This window comes from Paenibacillus dokdonensis (genome assembly GCF_004916975.1).
Lineage (GTDB): Bacteria > Bacillota > Bacilli > Paenibacillales > Paenibacillaceae > Paenibacillus_AQ > Paenibacillus_AQ dokdonensis.
Window position 1 is genome coordinate 2244381 of record NZ_STGQ01000001.1, and the last position, 19034, is coordinate 2263414.

A 19034-nucleotide genomic window follows, 5' to 3' on the forward strand; every position below is an offset into this window, starting at 1 on the left:
ATAAACTGAATGAGGGGATTGTATGAACAAACAAACCGAGCATATTCTGCAGCAATTTAAAGAGTGCATCCCTCTGATGGACGTATTGACCGACGAGAACCGTCAAGCCATTATCATGCTGCTGGCACAACACAAGTCGGGATTGAACGTCAATACGATATCCGAACATATCAATTTGTCCCGGCCGGCCGTCTCTCATCATTTGAAGGTGCTGAAGCAGTCCGGCTATATTCAATCCGAGAAAAAAGGCGTGGAAAATTACTATGTGCTGACGATTCGCAAACCGCTAGAACAACTCAAATCATTGATAGCGGCCGTTGAAGCGGAGTGCAGCAGGTCTTAGCGAACGAAAAAAGAGACATGATAGAAGAGAAAACCGAAATTTTTTTATTTAATTGGTTTAAATGTTTAAACGAATAATCATAGAGGAGTGATTGCAGATGAAAGCCATGATCATCGAGAAATACGGAAAGAATTCGCCACTATTCATGACAGAGCAGCCCATGCCCGAGATCGGTGCACATGATGTGCTCGTGGAAATACATGCAGCCAGCTTAAATCCCATCGATTTTAAAATAAAGGAAGGGAAAGTCAAACTCCTGCTAAAATACAACTTTCCGTTGATCTTAGGCAATGATTTTTCAGGCGTTGTCGTCAAAGTCGGCGGCATGGTTCATGCCTTTAAGCCTGGAGACGAAGTCTATGGAAGACCCCGTAAAACCCGAATGGGTACCTTGGCCGAATATATTGCTATTCATGAGGAAGACCTTTCGCTGAAGCCGCAAAATCTAAACTTTGAAGAAGCTGCATCCATACCACTCGTTGGACTTACGACGTATCAGGCTTTTTCCGATATCCTGCATCTGCAACAAGGCCAGAAAATATTGATCCATGCCGGATCCGGAGGCGTCGGCACTTTTGCTATCCAATTGGCCAAAATAATGGGAGCTAATGTCGCCACAACGGCAAGCGAAAAGGGATACGAATTAGTCCAGTCACTGGGAGCAGACCAGATTATCAACTACAGAAAAGAGAACTTTGAAGAAATCCTGACGGAATATGACGCGGTGTTTGATACCTTGGGAGGAGCAGTCTTGGAAAAATCATTCCGGATCCTGAAACCCCATGGACAAATCGTCTCCATTTCCGGCGTTCCTAATGCAGCATTCGGAAAAGAACAACAATTGGGGTGGCTGAAAACGGCAGCATTGTCCATCGCGAGCCGTAAGATCACGGTACTAGAGAAACAGTATCAAGCGAGATACCATTATCTATTCATGAAACCGAGCGGAGCGCAATTGAATATTTTAAAGGAATATATTGAAGATGATCGCATTGTTCCCGTGATCGATAAGGTATTTCCCTTTACCGATGCCGCGTCAGCACTTCATTACCTGGAAGGCGGAAGCGCCAAAGGAAAGGTTGTCGTTCGAATAAAGTAATCCATGGGATGACTCAAGAACAAAATGGAAGATTCATATTGGCCGGTAAAATGAATGTTAATTTTACCGGTTTTTTCATTCATGAAGAGGGAGAATGTTTTGACATTATGATATACTGTTTATAATATAAACACTTTTCATTGTGCAGGCTGCGTTCGAACAAATAGGAGGAGAACAGATGAGCCATGATGATTTAACACCAGAAGAGGTTGCCAAAATCTTGCCCCCCGGCGCAGCACTCGGCTGGGGACTTGCGAAGCCGCCGCAGCGTGGACCCAAGCGCGAGATGAGCATCGATCTAATCGTGAAAAAGGCGGTCGAGATCGCGGACAAGGACGGTCTTGCCTCCGTTTCGATGAACCGAATTGCTTCAGCGCTAGGCTTTACGGCCATGTCACTCTATCGTTACATTCCCAGCAAGGATGATCTGCTGATCCTGATGCAGGATGCGGCATGCGATATTTCTTTGCCCGCGGAAAGAACTCCGCAGGAATGGAGGGAAAGCATGCGCGAATACGTATTGGGCACAGTTGACGTATTTCGCAAGCATCCGTGGTATGGAGACATTCCGATTCTCGGCATTCCAATTACGCCGAACAATCTTCGCATAGTGGATTGGGCGCTGCAGTCGCTTCGAGACATGCCTCTGAACCATTATGAGAAAATGTCTATCGTACTTCTCTTGAGCAGCTATGCCCGTACATACGGGATGCTTCAGCGGGACATCGATCGTGCCGTTCTGGCGGGTTCCAGTGAGGAAGAGTTCAGCGGGCTCAATTATTCGGCTGCGCTACGGTATTTAATCAAGTCGGAGGATTATCCGAATTTGCATCCCATCGTGATGTCCGGTGCGTATACCGGCGAGAACGAAGACGAGAACACCGTCGGCAACGATTTGGACTTCGGACTGGATCGGATTTTGGACGGGATCGAGCAATTTTTGATTCAAAAAAACGCCCTCTGACGCCCAATAACATTAATAATAAAGTTTACGCACATATGATGAAAAGGCTACTTCCAGGCAGATGCCTTGAAGTAGCCTTTTTAGTGTTATGCTCTTGACGATGCGGCAGCTTCGATATCCGTCTTCTTATCACGGAGCAATACGACCGTGATGACCGCGGCCAGAACCAGGATCGCGCCGGCAACGAGACAGGTGGTATGCATGGAGGTCACAAAAGCCTCACGGGATGCATTCATAACGCGAGAAGCCGCTTCTGCCGGCAAATGACTTGCGGCACTCGAAGCTCCGGCAATGGTCTGCTCGGCCGCATGTGCCGCTTCCGGTGTTAGCCCCTTGGGCAGAAGAGAGGAGACTGAATTCCTGTATACCGCTGCCAGAAGGCAGCCCAGAAGAGCTATGCCGAACGCGCCACCAAGTTCGCTGGAAGTTTCGATAAGACCGCCGACAGCTCCAGCACGGTCAACGGGAGCGACACCCACGACATAATCCGTAACAAGAGTCATGACGGAGACGATACCTGCAGCAATCAATCCGGCTCCGACAAGCACGATGACTAGCGGAGAGAAACCCTCTAAGTGAACCTGGGTCAGTACGACGAATCCAATTGCCGCCAGAAAGATGCCCGCCGTAATAATACGCGGTCTTCCATAAGTTTGTGAGAGCTTTGCCGCAATCGGTGCCGCTGCTCCTACGGCGACGGAAGGTAGCACGCTCCATAGGGATGCAACGAACGGAGAATATCCAAGCACCGACTGAAGGAACTGAGTATTGACCAGTGAGCTTGCCATGAGCGCGAACATAGCGATGAAATTAACGAGAATCGAACCGCCGATTCGCCGTTCCATTAGTGTGCGGATATCGAGCAAAGGGTTGGGAATGCGGAGCTGCCGGCGCACAAATACGATAGCTGACAGCATACCTGCAACAAGCATAACAAAAGGAAGCACTGCCCATCCATCCTCCGCAAGCGTCTTGACGCCATAAGTAAGAGGTAGGACGGAGGTAAGAACGAGAAGCGAACTTTGCACATCGATCGGACTTCGAGTTTCGCTGCGCGACTCGGGCAGAAGAAACGGAGCGATAATGAGGAGAAGGGCCATCGCCGGGATATTGATAAGGAACACTGATCCCCAGGAAAAAGAATTGAGAAGCACTCCACCGATGATCGGACCGAGGGTAACCCCGCTGGCCATCACCGCGCTCCAAATCGACATGGCTTTCGTCCGCTGCGCGGGATCCTGAAACATGACGCGAATGAGGGCAAGTGAAGACGGCATCAAGGTTGAACCCGCTATTCCGAGTATTCCCCGAGCGATGATCAGAGACTCGGCCGATTGGGCGTATGCTGCGAAAAGTGAACTCAAAGCGAATCCGACTGTACCGATGATTAACAGGCGCTTGCGTCCAATTCGATCGCCTATCGCGCCCATTGTCAACAGCATACCGGCAAGAATGAAGCCGTAAACGTCGAAAATCCACAATTGCTGCGTGGCATTGGGCTTCAAGTCCGCTGCAATAGCGGGGGCGGCGAAAAACAGGACAGCGACATCCATAGATGCAAACATTAACGGCAAACATAAAATGCTAAGCGCAATCCATTCTTTGCGGCCTGCACGTTTGGCCACTTGAGGGTTAAGGGTTGTCATTAAATCCTCTCCTTACTGTTTATAATGTAAACAGTTATTTTTATAAACAGTATATGTCGTATACAGTAATTGGTCAATATTAATTTACGTTTTTCTCTAACTTTTTTGATCGATGGATGCAACCGCTCTCTTGATAACGGTGCGTTGTGACATCCATTGTATGGTCAAAAGATATCGGGTCGCAGTAAAAAATCTTTCAGAGCTTGTGGACAGAACGGAAAATCAGCTTTTGATGAGAACTTCGAATTTATAATCAATTTCATATGTAAACAGAGAAGAGGCTGTCCCAAAAGCCATGAAATAGCTGCTTGGGACAGCCTTGTTTTTTACGTAGGATATACTTAGACTTTTTGGGTGGACGCTGCGCGAACGGACCATTGTTCCAATCGCTGTGCTCTCCAGATTTTTTTCATTCCCCTTAGCGGTGAAAATCCGGAGACCAAGGCGACCGCTGCCGCTTTTCCACAATCCGTCCGTCCTCTCCGCTGTTTATGCGGGGAATGGATCTTCAATCTTTAAAAAAACACAAAAAAGAAACCTTTCTTTTGGTAAAATGGAAGTGTGCCCAACCATTTCAAAGGAGAGGTTTCTTTGTACATTCAATATACCATGGACCAACTTTGTTTGCCAATGGATCTAGAAGAAGATATTCCAGAAAACCACCTCGTTCGTGTCGTGAATGCTGCCGTCAATCGATTGGACGATGCCATTTTTGACGCTGCCTATCCCGGCGGCGGCCGTGACAGTTACCATCCCAAAATGCTCACCAAAGTCATCATCTACGCCTACACACAGCGCATCTATTCCTCAAGACAAATCGCCAAAGCCATCCGGGAACACATCCCCTTTATGTGGCTAGCCGGACGGCAACGTCCGGATTTCCGCACGCTTAACCGCTTCCGTTCGGAGCGGATGAAAGACGTCCTCGAAACCGTGTTCTCCGCCGTACTTCAATTTCTTGCAGATGAAAAGTACATCTCCTTGGAACATTATTTCGTAGATGGTACCAAGATTGAGGCCAATGCCAATCGTTACACCTTCGTCTGGGGTAAAGCGGTCAGCAAACACAAGACCAAACTGCAAGAGAAGGTACATGCACTTTTCTCCACCATCGAAGCCGCAGAGCATCAGGAAGAGCGCGAGCATCACGGCAAAGACCTGACCGAACTCGGTGAGGCTTTCGAGTTGGATAGCAGCAAGCTCGAACAAGTCACGCAGCAACTGGAAGCTCAGCTGCTGAAACATCCCAAGGATACCCCCTTAAAGAAAGCCGTTCGGAAGCTTCGGAAGGACTTGCTTCCAAGACTTGTGAAGTACGAACATTACCAAAAGTTGCTTGGAAATCGAAACAGCTTCAGCAAAACTGACACGGACGCCACCTTCATGCGGATGAAAGAAGACCACATGCGAAATGGACAGTTAAAACCGGGATACAATGTGCAGATTGGCACGGAAAATCAGTTCATTTTAGCCTACAGTGTCCACCAAAGACCCACGGATACCCGTTGTTTAGAGCCTCATCTGGAAATAGCACGGCGGATCTTGGGGCAACATCCACAGACAATCATTGCAGATGCAGGCTATGGAAGTGAAGAGAACTATGCCTATCTGGAAAAGGAAGAGATCACAGCAGTCGTTAAATACGGCAGTTACCATAAAGAAAAGAGCAAAGCGTGGAAAGCAGATGTGAGTAAAATCGAGAATTGGACGTACAACGCAGCCGAGGATAACTGGACGTGCCCCGCCGCGCAAACACTGCATTTCCACAGAGAAAGCAAGGAAACACTAGAAAGTGGATATGAGATTCGCAGGCGTCATTACCGAAGTCAAAGCTGTGAAGGCTGCCCGCTGAAAGATCGGTGCACAGTAGCGGTAAGTCTGGAAAGGCTGCGATACCAAAGTCAGGCACGGGAACGCCTCCGAAGTGAGGAAGGCTATGCCCTGGCCGTACGGCGAATGATTGAGCCGGAGAGTGTGTTTGGCCAACTGAAAAACAACCGGGGCTTCCGGCGGTTTCTGCTTCGCGGCATGAAGAAAGTGACGCTGGAGGTCGGATGGCTTTCGCTTGCCCATAATATGCTGAAGCAAGCCGGAGTAGAGCAAAAGCGCAAAGGAGCGATTCTCCAATAACGGGAGAATCGCTCCTTGCTGAGGTTTTTTCGGATCCCAAAATAAAACGGAGCTGTCTCTGTCGTGGGAAATCCACTTATGAGACAGCCCCTTCATTCATGCGTTCTTTGACGGATCTTATTTCGCCCTCAGGCGTTTTATATCTTCTCTTGGCGGAAAACCAAACATGCGTGAGTATTCACGGCTGAATTGCGATGGACTTTCATAGCCAACCTGGAATGCGACATCAGCGGCATCTGTTGATTCGGACAATAATAGGCGCCGTGCTTCCTGCAATCTCAGATGTTTTTGAAATTGTATTGGACTCATCGCTGTCACTTCTTTGAAATGTCTATGAAGTGAAGCAGTGCTCATATTTGCAATTTCCGCAAGCTCCTCAATCCGCAAAGACCGATCATAATTATTCAAGATTTGTTCGATCACGTCCCTGATCCGATGCGTAGAGCTTCCTTCTAATGCAATTTGTTTCAGCACATCCCCGTGCTGCCCTTGCAGAACTCTATACAGAATTTCCTTAGTAACTAGCGGAGCAAGCACCGGAATATCCATCGGTTGGTCTAGCAAACGAGCTAATCTAAGTACTGCATCCAATAAGGATGACTCCGTCGGGCTGACATACATGGCTCGTTTGGCATTCTCTTTCTTTCCACCATTGATCTCTGAATCATGTAAAACCTCCAGGATTTGATTCGGCGTAAATACAAGATTTAGAGCCAAATACGGAACGGCGGGGGAGGCTTCAACGACTTGCCCGGATACCGGCAGATCAACCGATGCAACAAGGTAATCGGCTGGGCTGTACCTGAAGCGCTCTTGCCCCAACCATACTTCCTTCGCTCCTTGAACGATGATACATAAGGAAGGCTTGTATACACTCTGCTTAGGTCCTGTAACTTCAGAACGGCGAATCAAAAATAAGGATGGAATCGCAGTCGCGTTTAAACCTTCCTGTACTGAATAACGTTCTATAAGTTTTGCAAGCTCATTCTGCTGTTGAAATATGGGTTCAGACATCATGCTCATACCCTCCTTACACTTTGACCTTCATAACAACATTATAATTCACATTTGACAGTTGAAAAAAGGGTTGTGAGATGATTAGGCAATTATTTGATACAAAATGGATATCGGTCGCTTTTTCATTTGTTGCATAATTTGATTGCACGATGAAAAACAGCAAATGATTGACTTCAACATGAAAAGAGGGGGGGCCCCAATTTGTATAAAAGGTTTAAAAATCTGTTTGTTATAAAAGGATATCGTTTATTCGTCATTTGTATACTGCTGATTGGTGTCGGGATTTCAATTACGCAGCCATATTTATCCTTATATGCAACTGAAAAGTTGGGAATGAGCACAGGTGCTTTTGGCGTTTTCATGGCCGTGAGCTCTTTGAGTGGAGTGGTGGTTAACTCGCTCATTGCCAAAAGATCGGATAGCGGTTTGGACCGAAGATGGTTGATTATTTTAGCCATGCTTTCATCCGCACTAGGGTATGCTTCGTATTTAGTATTTGATAACTTCTTGATTCTGTTACTTGTCATCGCTTTTTTTACAGGATTAGGGGCTCCTGCCATGCCGCAAATCTACGCTTACGCACAGGAATCGGCAAATGAGAGCCCAACGAGCGATAAGACCTTTGCCATGTCTACATTACGATCCCTTGTATCGCTCGGTTTCCTGATAGGACCATTAGCCGGCACACTCATTTTGGGGTTACTTGGATACAAGGGGCTTTTTCTAGGAACGTCCGCGATCTATCTCATCATTGCCATTCTTGTATACTTGTTTCTACCAACACGAAAATCGGTCCAACGCCAAGACAGGAAAAGAACGAGCATTCGAAAATCACCGTTTAGAAGCAGGCAAATCATGCAGCCGCTTATCGCCTTTATCTTTCTGTTTGGGGTCCATGCTATACATGGGATCAACACGCCGCTATTCATCATAAATGAACTCCATGGTACGCATACGGATGTCGGTTTGGTTGTTAGTATTTCTGCCGGGTTGGAAATTCCCATCATGCTTATATTAGGGGGCCTGGGTGGGAAAATATCAAACCATTCCTTAATGATGATTGGCTGTGTTATCGCTCTCATCTATTACAGCATCTTAAGCATATCGACCGAATCCTGGCAGCTTATCGCTGCACAGCTTCTGCAGGCAACATATGTAGCTATTGTCATGGGCAATGGACTAAGCTATTTCACGGATTTATTACCTGATTCGCCCGGGCTGTCTACCACAATCTATTACAATGGGTCCATTATAGGAAGACTCGTGGGAAATATGGGCGGCGGTATCCTTGCCCAACTTGCGGGTTTTCGTCATGCATACTTGGCATGTCTTGCAATTGTGATTATTTCTTTGTTTATCTTATGGAGAACAAAACCTCATGTGGAAAGGGGAGGAGCATCTGGGCACGGAACTGTATGAATATGCCGAAATGGAAGGGGATATCAATAGAAAAGTTTACGGCATCAATCCCCATATTCTCATATGATTCAATCAATCCACTCCACAGACATTCACACAGCTCGAAAATAGGAGCAGATTGCCTAAGGCAACTGCTCCTTAACTTGATATCTAGTGGATAAATCAACGAGTGAAAAACCGAAATGGCGATTGTTAGATATCAAGCTTACGGTTTCCGAGCCATTTCACCATTTCGGGATCACGATGTGAAAAGAACAGGCTCTGCTTCGTATCTAACGTAGTAATCGCCTCCATATCCTCTTGGCTTAATTCAAAATCAAAGATAGTGATGTTTTCGATCATTCTTTCTTTACGAACAGATTTTGGAATCACAACGACTTCTCTTTGTGTCAACCAACGTAAGACCACCTGAGCAACGGATTTATGAACCTTTTCAGCGATGGATGCTAATACCTCATTGTGGAACAAGTTATTTTTTCCCTCCGCAAAGGGCGCCCAAGATTCAATCTGAACCTGATTCTCTTTCATGAATTTTGCATTTTCGATTTGCTGGTTAAAAGGATGCGTTTCAACCTGGTTTACGGCAGGAACGATTTCATTATGGATAATCAGATCGATCAGACGATCCTCATGGAAGTTACTAACGCCAATGGAGCGAACTTTTCCTTCACGATGCAGTTCCTCCATAGCACGCCAAGAACCAAACACATCTCCATATGGCTGATGAATTAAATACAAATCCAAATAATCCAATTGCAATCTTTCCAGTGATTTTTCAAATGCTTGTTTTGTGCGCTCATAACCCGTATCCTGAACCCAAAGCTTCGTCGTGATAAATAACTCTTCTCTTGCCACGCCACTTCGTTTGATTGCTCTGCCAACGGCTTCTTCATTCAGATAAGAGGCAGCGGTATCAATCAGCCGGTAACCTGCCATGATAGCATCGTAGACGCTTTGTTCACATTCATTTTGATCTGCAATCTGATATACACCAAAACCGAGTATAGGCATCTCAACACCATTGTTCAGTATTACTTTTTGCATATAAAAGCCTCCTGTATTTAGAATTATTTATTGATCCCATCGTCGACTTGCCTTTCCACATCCTTATTATGCACCAGTTGACAAAGAGACCGTTATTACATTCGTATCAAATGTTTGCCTAATTCTCTCACGGACACTTAGCTAACTGAGAATGGGGGGCGTCCTGATACTTCGTAGTCATGTTCGCGGTGATTTTGATAGATGAGAGCAGTACGCTGAGATAGGAGACATTCACAAAGCGGGCGGAAAAGGAAGATATTTTGCTAACAACATCATCCTTAATCTGGAGCTAATGGTATAATTAATATAACTGCGGATATTTGGGATAGATAAAATGTCAAAACGTCCACTATTCCATACATAATCGTTATGAAGAAAAACAAATAATTTTACGGTAATGCAATGGAGGAATCGAAGTCTAATGAATATGGAAAATATCCGATACGAAAAATTCAATCAAAATGATTATCCAGTTGCGAAAGAATTATTGAGCTATGATGTCGAAGGGGGAGAAGAGATCCTCCGGGTGCTTATCAAAGAACCGGATTTGTTTATGAACGCGTTTATTGAGGACAAGCTTGTTGCGCTGGCTCAAGTGAATGAGCCTGGATCTCAGTCTTATTTGACTGTGTTTGTAGCCCCGCAGTTTCGCAGGCAAGGAATCGGTTCTGCAATGGTAAAGTATTTTGAAAATGAATTGCTGGCGGGCGGAACCAAGAAAATCAGGAGTTCCTTTCGTGCCGGTCGTCCATCTTCTTTTTCGTTTGCGCGCAAGCTCGGTTACGACCCATACTTTTCATCGGCTTTCATGCAGCGTACCGGCGATTCCTTTCCCCTGAAAGACCTTCCGGTGAGGCTGTATAGGGACGAAGACTATCTTGTAAGCCAATCTCTGTATGCCAAAGCTTTTCATGACATGCGTGTCCGTGTTGGGTGCTTTCCTGATTCTGTGATTGCCCAGCCAAGTGAAAAAGAGAGAACATCTTGGAAAGATGATGCAGATAACCATTTTGTTTACGAAATCAATGGGGAAGTCGTCGCTTATAGCCACATCTCCGCTAATGTACTCAGCAGCATATCCGTCCGTACAGACCTTCAGGGGCTTGGGATCGGAAGAAAGTTTGCTATGTATTTATGCAATGAAATCTATCACCGTGGCAGCGCAAATGTCGACCTTTGGTGCGTTGTCGGCAATTATGCCAGTAATCTCTATGACAGCCTTGGCTTTAAAGAAAAACATGTTACGCAGTACTTGCGGAAAACACTATAAAGGTGTTAGTTTATGCGGGACATTGCAAGAAAAGTTTCCGGGATTTATCCGCATTCTTGCAAGAATACTTATCTAATTAAGCTTGGTCAAGATGTTGAGAAAGAATAAGAGTAATAAGATAACTAGACTGTTTAGTTTTAATGATGCCGCGTCATCGCGGTTTTTTGTTATTATAGTATAAGTTATATTAATTTCGGTTAGTCTTCAATCAAAATGGTTGCATAATGGTGACTAATTAGAAGATATTCATTTGTAATGCTTGGAATCTGAAAATTTCACTTGGAAAATAATGAGGAGGTGATGAAAGTAACGGTTATCCCTCATACGACTAAGAGATTCCAATACATAAAATAATATACCAGGCGCCAACTGATTCAACTGCTGAGAGAGGCAAAGGAGATACCGCTTCACGAATTAACGGCACAATTTGAAATGGGCCGTACGGGGAAGTTCGCAGTAAATGCGAAGGGACATTGCGAAAATGGACCTCATTAGAATTTGAGTAGAAATTAACATGAACGGAAGGATGTTGCTCATGAACGAATCTAATCAAGAATATATCGTCATCTCGGCTGCTAGGGAAAACAATCTCAAGAACGTGTCCTTGCGTATTCCCAAACGAAAAATCACGATTTTCACCGGGGTATCCGGATCGGGCAAATCATCGATCGTCTTTGATACGATTGCCGCAGAATCCACGCGTTTGTTAAACGAGAACTTCAGCATGTTCGTGCGAACGTTTCTGCCCAAATATCCGCAGCCGGATGCGGACGCGATCGAGAATCTGAGCATGGCTGTTATTGTCGATCAGAAGCCTCTGGGCGGCGGTTCGCATTCCACGATGGGTACGATTACGGATATTTCTCCCATTCTCAGAATGCTTTTTTCACGAGTGGGTAAGCCCAATATCGGGGGAGCAAACATGTTCTCGTTCAACGATCCGCAAGGCATGTGCTCCGAATGCAACGGAATCGGCCGCAGTCTTGGAATCAATATGAGCAAAGCTGTGGACATGTCCAAGTCGCTCCATGAAGGGGCGATTATGCTTCCCGGCTACACAGTGGGCGGATGGGAATGGAACATGCTCATGCAATCGGGTTCGTATGATCCCGATCGGAAGCTCAGCGAGTATTCGGAAGAAGAATTGGAACAGCTGTTGTATGGCAAGGCAAGGAAAGTGAAGATGGATTTCGCCGGGAAAGCAACGAATATTACCGTGGAAGGCGTCATCGAAAAGTTCACCAACAAATACATCAAGCAGGACGTGAAGACGAAGTCCGAACGCACGCAACAAACCGTTGCGCCTTACATTACCGAGGGTCCCTGCTCCAGCTGTCACGGTGCGAGACTAAGCCAGGCCGCGCTTGGCTGCAGAATCAATGGACATAACATTGCGGAATTGTCCTCCATGGAAGTAGGTCATCTCATCCGCGTCATCCGGGAGATTGACGATGCCGCCGCCGGCCCGATGGTCAAGTCGCTAACGGAGCGGCTGCAGCATCTGGTGGACATCGGACTTGACTACTTGACGCTAGACCGCGAGACGGATACCTTATCGGGCGGCGAGTCACAGCGCGTCAAGATGGTCAAGCATCTGAGCGGGAGTCTGGTGGATGTCACTTACATCTTCGATGAACCCAGTGTGGGCCTCCATCCCCGTGATGTACACCGGTTAAATGAATTGCTTCAGAAGCTGCGCGACAAAGGCAATACTGTGCTTGTTGTGGAACATGATCCCGATGTCATCAAGGTGGCGGATCATATCGTCGACGTGGGGCCATACGCAGGCAGTCGCGGAGGTACCATCGTGTATGAAGGAAGCTACCCAGGTCTGCTGGAATCGGGTACATTGACGGGGAACCATCTAAAACGTCATCTACAGTTAAAGCAGGATTGCAGACAGCCGTCCGGCAAGCTGTGCATCAAGGATGCTAAGCTGCACAACTTGCAGAACGTAAGTGTAGATATTCCAACCGGCGTGCTGACAGTCGTGACCGGTGTCGCCGGCTCAGGCAAGAGTACGCTCATTAACGACGTATTTCTTAGCCAGCATCCGGAGGCGATCGTTATTGACCAATCGGCGATAGGCGTGTCGACTCGTTCGAATCCCGCGACCTACACGGGCATTATGGATGATGTACGCAAGGCGTTTGCTTCCGCGAACAAGGTAAGCCCAGGCTTGTTCAGCTTCAATTCCAAGGGGGCCTGCGAGCATTGCCAAGGGCTGGGCGTTGTGTACTTGGACCTGTCGTTCTTCGAAAGCGTGAAGCTGCCATGCGAAGTATGCGGAGGGAAACGATTCAAGGAAGAGGTACTCGAGTACAAGCTGAACGGCAAGTCGATCGCAGATGTGCTGGAGATGACGGTAGAGCAGGCACTGGAATTTTTCCAACTCAAAGAGGTCATGCGGAAGCTCCAGGCGATGAATGACGTAGGTCTGAACTATATTACACTAGGCCAGCCGCTCAGCACGCTCTCGGGCGGAGAATGCCAGCGCATCAAGCTGGCAAGCGAGCTGCACAAGAAGGGCAGCATCTACGTAATGGACGAGCCGACGACTGGCCTGCATATGTCGGATATCGGCCACCTGTTGGATATTATGAACCGACTCGTGGATGCCGGCAACACGGTAATCGTCATCGAGCACAATCTCGAAGTGATCAGCCATGCGGATTGGATCATCGATATGGGACCGGACGGAGGCAGCAAGGGTGGCCAAGTGGTGTTCGAGGGTTCGCCTTCGCAGATCATCCACGCGGAGCAGTCGATCACGGGAAGCTATTTGAAGTAAGCCAGCAGAATCGGTCGCCCTCAGACGACAAGAACTTATAACCATTGAAAGCCGCATTGCATTAAATGCGGTTTTTTTGTTGTAAAGACCCAAGCCCTTACCCTAGTAGCACGAAGTACAACCAGAGCTGTGGCATTGATGCGCTGTTATTGACAATAGAACGTCCATTTTATAAGATTTACCTATCATACAGGTGGAAAGGTGAAGAGAGACGAATTATGGGGAAAATTCAGAAAATTTTACTGCACGAGCAGGTCTCGCAAGAGATACAGAGCTACATACAGGAGAATGAATTAAAGGAAGGAGATAAGCTCCCTTCCGTTGAAGAGATGACCCAGATGTTCGGTGTCGGGCGTTCTTCGCTTCGGGAGGCGCTGCGTTCTCTGGAGGCAGTAGATCTTGTAAAGGTAGAAAACGGAAAGGGAATCTTTGTCCGGGATGTCGACATGTTCCGCTTTTCCGGCAAAGTAAAGATTGAGAGCGAACGCCATTTTTTGTTGAATACCCTTGATGTCCGCAGAGCTTTGGAAGGCCAGGCTGTCGCATTGGCTTCGAAGCGAATTACAGCACCGCAAATCAAAGAACTGGAACAATGTCTGGAAAAGTACCGGCTTCTGAAAGAAGCCAATCAAGACACTTCCGAGATCGATTTGGTGTTTCACCAGCTTGTGATTAAAGCCGCTAACAATCCGATTCTTAAGACGGTACTGGATTCCATCTCTGGGTTGTACGCGAAATTCTTTAACGAACCGCTGGGCGATAAACAGCTATTTGACGAGACCTATCCTTACCATATTACGATGTTTAAGGGGATTGCCGCTCATGATACGGAATACGCGATGGAAGAGTTTAATAAGCTGATGAATTGTATTGAGGAGAAAATCAAAAATTTTTGAACGAATGGGCGTATATCCTGTATTGACACGATATATGTCTTCTCCTATAATCTACCTATCAGACAGGATGACTGTATGACGGACTACAAATTAAAGGGGGACCAAGGAATGAGATTGAAAAAAATGAAAGCGATTACTTTGCTTTTGTCGGCAGTTCTAACCGTCGGCTTGATCGCTGGCTGCGGCGGCAAACAGGCAAGCGACAAGGTTACGATTCGTATGATTGAAAGTTTAACCAGCCCCAAGAGAACAGAACTCATCCAAGCGATGCTCGATAAATTCCAAGAGGATAACCCGAATATTAAAGTGGAACTCATTTCGCCGCCCTTCGATCAGGCCGACAATAAAATCAGAACGATGCTAGGATCCAAAGAAGAGATCGACATTCTTGAGGTGAGGGACTTGAATGTCGCTGAATTCGTCAATAACGGATACATTGAACCCCTGGACGCGTATACCGACAAGTGGAGCGATTTTGCCACGGTAAGCGCGGTCTCCAAATCCGTGGGAACCGTTGGCGGTAAAATGTACTTCCTGCCCAATGGTTTATATCAGAGACAAATGTTCTACCGGGCCGACTGGTTTAAAGAAAAGGGATTGAACCCGCCAACAACATGGGAGGAGCTTTATGAGACAGCGAAAAAATTGACGGATCCTTCTAAGAACCGTTTCGGATTCTCCTTCCGGGGAGGGGCCGGGTCTAATGGTACAACGGATTCGATGATTCTGGCTTATAACGGAGATAAAGTGAATCTGGAAGATTCCATGTTCACCAAGGATGGGGCTACGATCTATTCCACTCCCGAAGCCAAGGCTGCAATGGAATTGTACCTGAAGCTTTATAAAGACGCTTCTCCACCCGACTCCATCAATTGGGGCTTCCAGGAGCAAGTGCAGGCCTTCACCTCCGGCGTGACGGCCATTTTGCTTCAGGACCCGGACGTCATTCAATCGCTGCAGGAGAAGATGGAGGAAGGAACTTGGGCGACGGCACCGCTGCAGACAGGACCAACAGGTAAAGCGCTTTTCGCCGCCGGAGGTGCGGGCTGGGGAATGTCCTCCAAGTCGAAGCATAAAGAGGAAGCTTGGAAGCTGATCGAATACCTGTCCAGCCCAGAGGTAAATACGAAATTTTCGAAGGATTACGGACTAATCCCTCTTCATACGACCGCAACGGAAGACGAATTTTTCAAAACCGGTCCATACAAAACTTTAATTGATATGTCCGACAAGCCCGACACGTTTGTCAACTATAAGCCTGCCTTCGAGTACCCGGGGAATGGACAGTGGGGCCAGGTGGCGATGGAGACCGGTCAGGCGCTCCTTCTGAATAAAGCCACTTTAGACGAAACCTTAAAGAAATGGGACAGCTATTGGGTCGAACAAAAGGCAAATCTGAAACAATGAGCATATAAAACAAGCCGTGATGGGCGGCAGTGCCGCCCGTCACCCTTTATATTTAAGGCGGTGCCAATATGAATAATCGAAAAATCATACTTACGGGATTAATTCCCGCCTTGCTCCTTGTACTGGTCTTTACTTATTATCCTTTCCTCCGCGGCATAATCATGGCTTTTCAGGAATACAAGCTGTTTAATCTAAGTAATGTTCATTTTATCGGAATAGATAACTTTAAAAATGCTTTTCAGGATCCCAAATTTATTATGGCTTTGCAAAATAGCGCCTACTGGGTGTTCTGTTCCCTTATTCTTCAATTCTTACTTGGTTTGACCCTTGCGCTGATGCTGAAAAGAAAATTCAGAGGACGAGGAATCTATCAAGGCTTAGTTTTTTATTCTTGGGCGCTCTCCGGTTTTTTGATCGGGATGATTTGGAAGTGGATGTTCAATTCCCAGATTGGCGTCATCAATGATTTGCTGCTCCGCATCGGTCTCATTCATCAGCGAATCGGTTTTTTGTCGGAGCAGAAGTGGGCGATGATGTCCGTAATTATTGCAAATGTATGGTACGGCGTAGCTTTTTTCGCGATCATGCTGCTGGCTGCCCTGCAATCCGTCCCCTCTGAGCTGTATGAAGCCGCTGAAATGGACGGTGCGGGGGGAGTACGCAGGCTATGGAATATTACGCTGCCCTATATCAAGCCGACGATTATTTCGACTTTGATGCTGAGGGCGATCTGGATATTTAATGATCCCTCGTTAATATACGGACTGACCAACGGGGGTCCGGCAGGCAGTACGCATATTTTGTCCTCCTTGATGCTTGAACATATTATTTACGGCGGGGATTATGGAGCGGCTTCCGCCATCGGTATCATCATGATTGTCATTCTGCTGCTGTACACGATCTTCTTCCTGTCGGTTACAAAAGCAGAGAAGGCAGGTGAGTTCTGATGAAAAAGAACATATTCCGATCAGGAAAGATCATTTATCTGGCCATTTATCTGCTTATTATGATTTTCCCCTTGTACTGGATAGTCATCACCTCGCTCAAGCCGCAAAAGGAAATCTTCTCATTTCCGCTTAAGTACTGGCCGGAGCATATGACTCTGGATAATTACATTCACATCTTTAAAATATCGAAGTTCCATATTTATATCGGGAACAGCTTGCTGGTCTCCATTGTCTCTGCACTTATCGTACTTGTCATTGCCACGTTAAGCGCGTATGTTATGGCCCGGTTTACATTTCGAGGGCATAAACAGATCATGATGGCTTTCATCGCCACCCAGATGCTGCCGGGTTTTGTCGCGCTTGCGCCCTTGTATCTCATGATGAGCAGTATGAATCTGATCAATAATCGCATGTCTCTCATTCTCATGTATACGGTAACGCTTATTCCCTTTACGACGATTATGCTTCGTGGATTTTTTCAGCGGATCCCCGCCAGTCTGGAGGAAGCGGCCATGATCGACGGATGCTCGAGGTGGTCAGCCTTGCTGCGGATTATCATTCCTGTCATGCTGCCGGGAATCGCCTCCAGTTTTATTTTCGCGTTCGTACAAAATTGGAATGAGCTGTTTCTGGCGGTCATGTTCATTGACAACGATTCCCTGAAGACGCTGCCGGTAGCGATGAACTCCTTTATTCTTAAATTTGACGTTGATTGGGGAGCGATGTCCGCCGGAGCCGTTTTATCCATTATACCGACAGTTCTTATATTTGCCTTTGCGCAAAAGTTCATAGTAGAAGGGCTGACACAAGGAGCGGAAAAAGGATGAGTGAACCGTTGAACGATCAGGCCATGAAAGACAAAAAAAGAGAACAGCAATTCACGCAAACGGCTTACGATCTGCTGGATGGACGGCATCATGGCGCAATTCATGTGCCTATTTACCAGAATAGCCTGTTTGCCTTCAATAGCTACGAGCAGTTCGAGGAAGCGGGGAAGGAACTACTCAGCCACCATGTGTATTCCAGAGGCAATAACCCGACGGTTCAACATCTGGAACGGAAGCTGGCTGACTTGGAGCAGGCTGAATCCGCCAAATGCTTTGCTTCGGGAATGGCCGCGATTACCTCGGCGATCCTGTCCGTAGTTGAGGAGGGAGACCACATTGTATGCGTTCGGCAGGCCTATGGTCCGACCCGTGAATTTCTCGGTTCGTACCTGGCCCGGTTCAATGTGGAAACCACATTCATCGATGGCAGCACCATCGATCATTGGCGGGAAGCAGTGCGCCCGAACACAAAGCTGCTGTATCTGGAGAGTCCGACCTCCATGCTGTTTCAACTGCAGGATTTGCGGCAGTGCGCGGCGTTTGCCCGCAGCATTGGAGCGATCAGCATCATCGACAATACGTGGGCGACCCCTTGTTTTCAAAATCCCCTTGCATTGGGGATTGATTTGGTGGTCCATTCCCTGACCAAATATATCGGCTGACACAGTGATTGTATCGGTGGTGTCGTATTAGGATCAAAGTCACTGATGAACAGGATCGGGTACACGGAATACATGCTGCTTGGCGGGATTATGGCACCACAGACGGCTGCTCTAATATCCAAAGGGCTGCGGACGCTCCCTTTGCGTATGCAAAGGCATGAAGAGAGCGGGCTGTTTGTTGCCGAACATGTTTCTAAGCAAGGTTACGTCGCCCGGATGAACCACCCGGGGCTGCCTTCTCATCCGCAATACGAGCTTGGCCAGCGTCAGCTGTCCGGCAGCAGCAGCTTGTTTTCATTTGTCTCGTTTGAACCCATAGCCAAATTAAAAGAGTGGGCAAACCGGCTGTGTTATTTTAAAATTGGGGTCAGTTGGGGAGGTTTTGAAAGTCTGATCACGGTCAACGCCCTGGAAACTGACAAGGATGACCGGAAACCTTCCGTTGTGAGGCTTTACGTCGGATTGGAAAATCCTAAGGATTTAATCGCCGATTTAGATCGGGCATGGTGCGAGGTATAGTCGCAGATGGTGGCATTACTAAGATGAGGGTGGCTCAATCGTCATTATGGCGG

At 47.0% G+C, this 19034-nt stretch carries 14 protein-coding genes and 2 pseudogenes; 13 read left to right on the plus strand and 3 right to left on the minus strand.

All coding sequences use genetic code 11. The features are described 5' to 3' along the window. Positions 1 to 22 precede the first annotated feature (22 nt). The 3 genes from E6W40_RS10375 (at position 23) to E6W40_RS10385 (ending at position 2406) form a co-directional block, all read left to right on the plus strand. Positions 23 to 343, plus strand: a complete 321-nt coding sequence (locus tag E6W40_RS10375; RefSeq protein WP_136605408.1) for an ArsR/SmtB family transcription factor — start codon at positions 23 to 25, stop codon at positions 341 to 343. Between the two features lie 97 nt (positions 344 to 440). Beyond that, the gene (locus tag E6W40_RS10380; protein ID WP_136605409.1) at positions 441 to 1442 is read left to right on the plus strand and encodes an NADP-dependent oxidoreductase; all 1002 of its coding nucleotides are present in this window, start codon (positions 441 to 443) and stop codon (positions 1440 to 1442) included. Positions 1443 to 1620: 178 nt separating this feature from the next. Beyond that, positions 1621 to 2406 carry a TetR/AcrR family transcriptional regulator gene (locus E6W40_RS10385; protein WP_136605410.1) on the plus strand — a complete coding sequence of 262 codons (786 nt, stop codon included), beginning with the start codon at positions 1621 to 1623 and terminating at the stop codon, positions 2404 to 2406. An 86-nt stretch (positions 2407 to 2492) separates the two neighbouring features. On the opposite strand, the gene E6W40_RS10390 is transcribed toward E6W40_RS10385, so the two are convergent. Further along, entirely contained in the window at positions 2493 to 4052 is a 1560-nt protein-coding gene (locus E6W40_RS10390; protein WP_136605411.1) for an MFS transporter, read from the minus strand. 591 nt (positions 4053 to 4643) lie between these two features. On the opposite strand from E6W40_RS10390, the gene E6W40_RS10395 reads away from it, so the two are divergent. Further along, positions 4644 to 6182 carry an IS1182 family transposase gene (locus E6W40_RS10395; protein ID WP_136605412.1) on the plus strand — a complete coding sequence of 513 codons (1539 nt, stop codon included), beginning with the start codon at positions 4644 to 4646 and terminating at the stop codon, positions 6180 to 6182. Positions 6183 to 6299: 117 nt separating this feature from the next. Here E6W40_RS10395 and E6W40_RS10400 read toward each other — a convergent pair whose 3' ends face one another. After that, complete coding sequence (locus tag E6W40_RS10400; protein ID WP_136606932.1) at positions 6300 to 7196, minus strand: AraC family transcriptional regulator; 897 nt, start codon at positions 7194 to 7196, stop codon at positions 6300 to 6302. Positions 7197 to 7400: 204 nt separating this feature from the next. Here E6W40_RS10400 and E6W40_RS10405 point away from each other — a divergent pair, with 204 nt between their 5' ends. Next, a complete protein-coding gene (locus E6W40_RS10405) occupies positions 7401 to 8618 on the plus strand; it encodes a sugar efflux transporter (RefSeq protein WP_136605413.1) in 1218 nt (405 codons plus the stop codon). Positions 8619 to 8810: 192 nt separating this feature from the next. On the opposite strand, the gene E6W40_RS10410 is transcribed toward E6W40_RS10405, so the two are convergent. Continuing rightward, positions 8811 to 9662: an aldo/keto reductase gene (locus tag E6W40_RS10410; RefSeq protein WP_136605414.1), complete on the minus strand. Its 852-nt coding sequence runs from the start codon at positions 9660 to 9662 to the stop codon at positions 8811 to 8813. A 421-nt stretch (positions 9663 to 10083) separates the two neighbouring features. On the opposite strand from E6W40_RS10410, the gene E6W40_RS10415 reads away from it, so the two are divergent. From E6W40_RS10415 to E6W40_RS10450, 8 genes and pseudogenes are all read left to right on the plus strand, one after another. Next, positions 10084 to 10932 carry a GNAT family N-acetyltransferase gene (locus E6W40_RS10415; RefSeq protein WP_136605415.1) on the plus strand — a complete coding sequence of 283 codons (849 nt, stop codon included), beginning with the start codon at positions 10084 to 10086 and terminating at the stop codon, positions 10930 to 10932. A 357-nt stretch (positions 10933 to 11289) separates the two neighbouring features. Further along, a pseudogene (locus E6W40_RS29980) lies at positions 11290 to 11376 on the plus strand (transcriptional regulator); the annotation flags it as partial. Positions 11377 to 11467: 91 nt separating this feature from the next. Further along, positions 11468 to 13723, plus strand: a complete 2256-nt coding sequence (locus tag E6W40_RS10425; protein ID WP_136605416.1) for an ATP-binding cassette domain-containing protein — start codon at positions 11468 to 11470, stop codon at positions 13721 to 13723. 218 nt (positions 13724 to 13941) lie between these two features. Next, the gene (locus E6W40_RS10430) at positions 13942 to 14619 is read left to right on the plus strand and encodes a FadR/GntR family transcriptional regulator (RefSeq protein ID WP_246072951.1); all 678 of its coding nucleotides are present in this window, start codon (positions 13942 to 13944) and stop codon (positions 14617 to 14619) included. Between the two features lie 108 nt (positions 14620 to 14727). Beyond that, a complete protein-coding gene (locus E6W40_RS10435; RefSeq protein WP_136605417.1) occupies positions 14728 to 16026 on the plus strand; it encodes an ABC transporter substrate-binding protein in 1299 nt (432 codons plus the stop codon). 68 nt (positions 16027 to 16094) lie between these two features. Further along, entirely contained in the window at positions 16095 to 16973 is an 879-nt protein-coding gene (locus tag E6W40_RS10440; protein WP_136605418.1) for a carbohydrate ABC transporter permease, read from the plus strand. Then, the gene (locus E6W40_RS10445; RefSeq protein ID WP_168928878.1) at positions 16973 to 17800 is read left to right on the plus strand and encodes a carbohydrate ABC transporter permease; all 828 of its coding nucleotides are present in this window, start codon (positions 16973 to 16975) and stop codon (positions 17798 to 17800) included. Before E6W40_RS10440 ends, E6W40_RS10445 begins: the two co-directional genes overlap by 1 nt. Positions 17801 to 17823: 23 nt before the next feature. Then, positions 17824 to 18981: pseudogene (locus tag E6W40_RS10450) on the plus strand (trans-sulfuration enzyme family protein). Positions 18982 to 19034: the final 53 nt, after the last annotated feature.

Bases quoted from the DNA above. Each gene is read 5' to 3' on its own strand.
- E6W40_RS10390 (WP_136605411.1), bottom strand. From the start codon at position 4,052: ATGACAACCCTTAACCCTCAAGTGGCCAAACGTGCAGGCCGCAAAGAA.
- E6W40_RS10410 (WP_136605414.1), bottom strand. From the start codon at position 9,662: ATGCAAAAAGTAATACTGAACAATGGTGTTGAGATGCCTATACTCGGT.
- E6W40_RS10400 (WP_136606932.1), bottom strand. From the start codon at position 7,196: ATGTCTGAACCCATATTTCAACAGCAGAATGAGCTTGCAAAACTTATA.
- E6W40_RS10445 (WP_168928878.1), top strand. From the start codon at position 16,973: ATGAAAAAGAACATATTCCGATCAGGAAAGATCATTTATCTGGCCATT.
- E6W40_RS10375 (WP_136605408.1), top strand. From the start codon at position 23: ATGAACAAACAAACCGAGCATATTCTGCAGCAATTTAAAGAGTGCATC.
- E6W40_RS10380 (WP_136605409.1), top strand. From the start codon at position 441: ATGAAAGCCATGATCATCGAGAAATACGGAAAGAATTCGCCACTATTC.
- E6W40_RS10440 (WP_136605418.1), top strand. From the start codon at position 16,095: ATGAATAATCGAAAAATCATACTTACGGGATTAATTCCCGCCTTGCTC.
- E6W40_RS10430 (WP_246072951.1), top strand. From the start codon at position 13,942: ATGGGGAAAATTCAGAAAATTTTACTGCACGAGCAGGTCTCGCAAGAG.
- E6W40_RS10415 (WP_136605415.1), top strand. From the start codon at position 10,084: ATGAATATGGAAAATATCCGATACGAAAAATTCAATCAAAATGATTAT.
- E6W40_RS10435 (WP_136605417.1), top strand. From the start codon at position 14,728: ATGAGATTGAAAAAAATGAAAGCGATTACTTTGCTTTTGTCGGCAGTT.
- E6W40_RS10425 (WP_136605416.1), top strand. From the start codon at position 11,468: ATGAACGAATCTAATCAAGAATATATCGTCATCTCGGCTGCTAGGGAA.
- E6W40_RS10385 (WP_136605410.1), top strand. From the start codon at position 1,621: ATGAGCCATGATGATTTAACACCAGAAGAGGTTGCCAAAATCTTGCCC.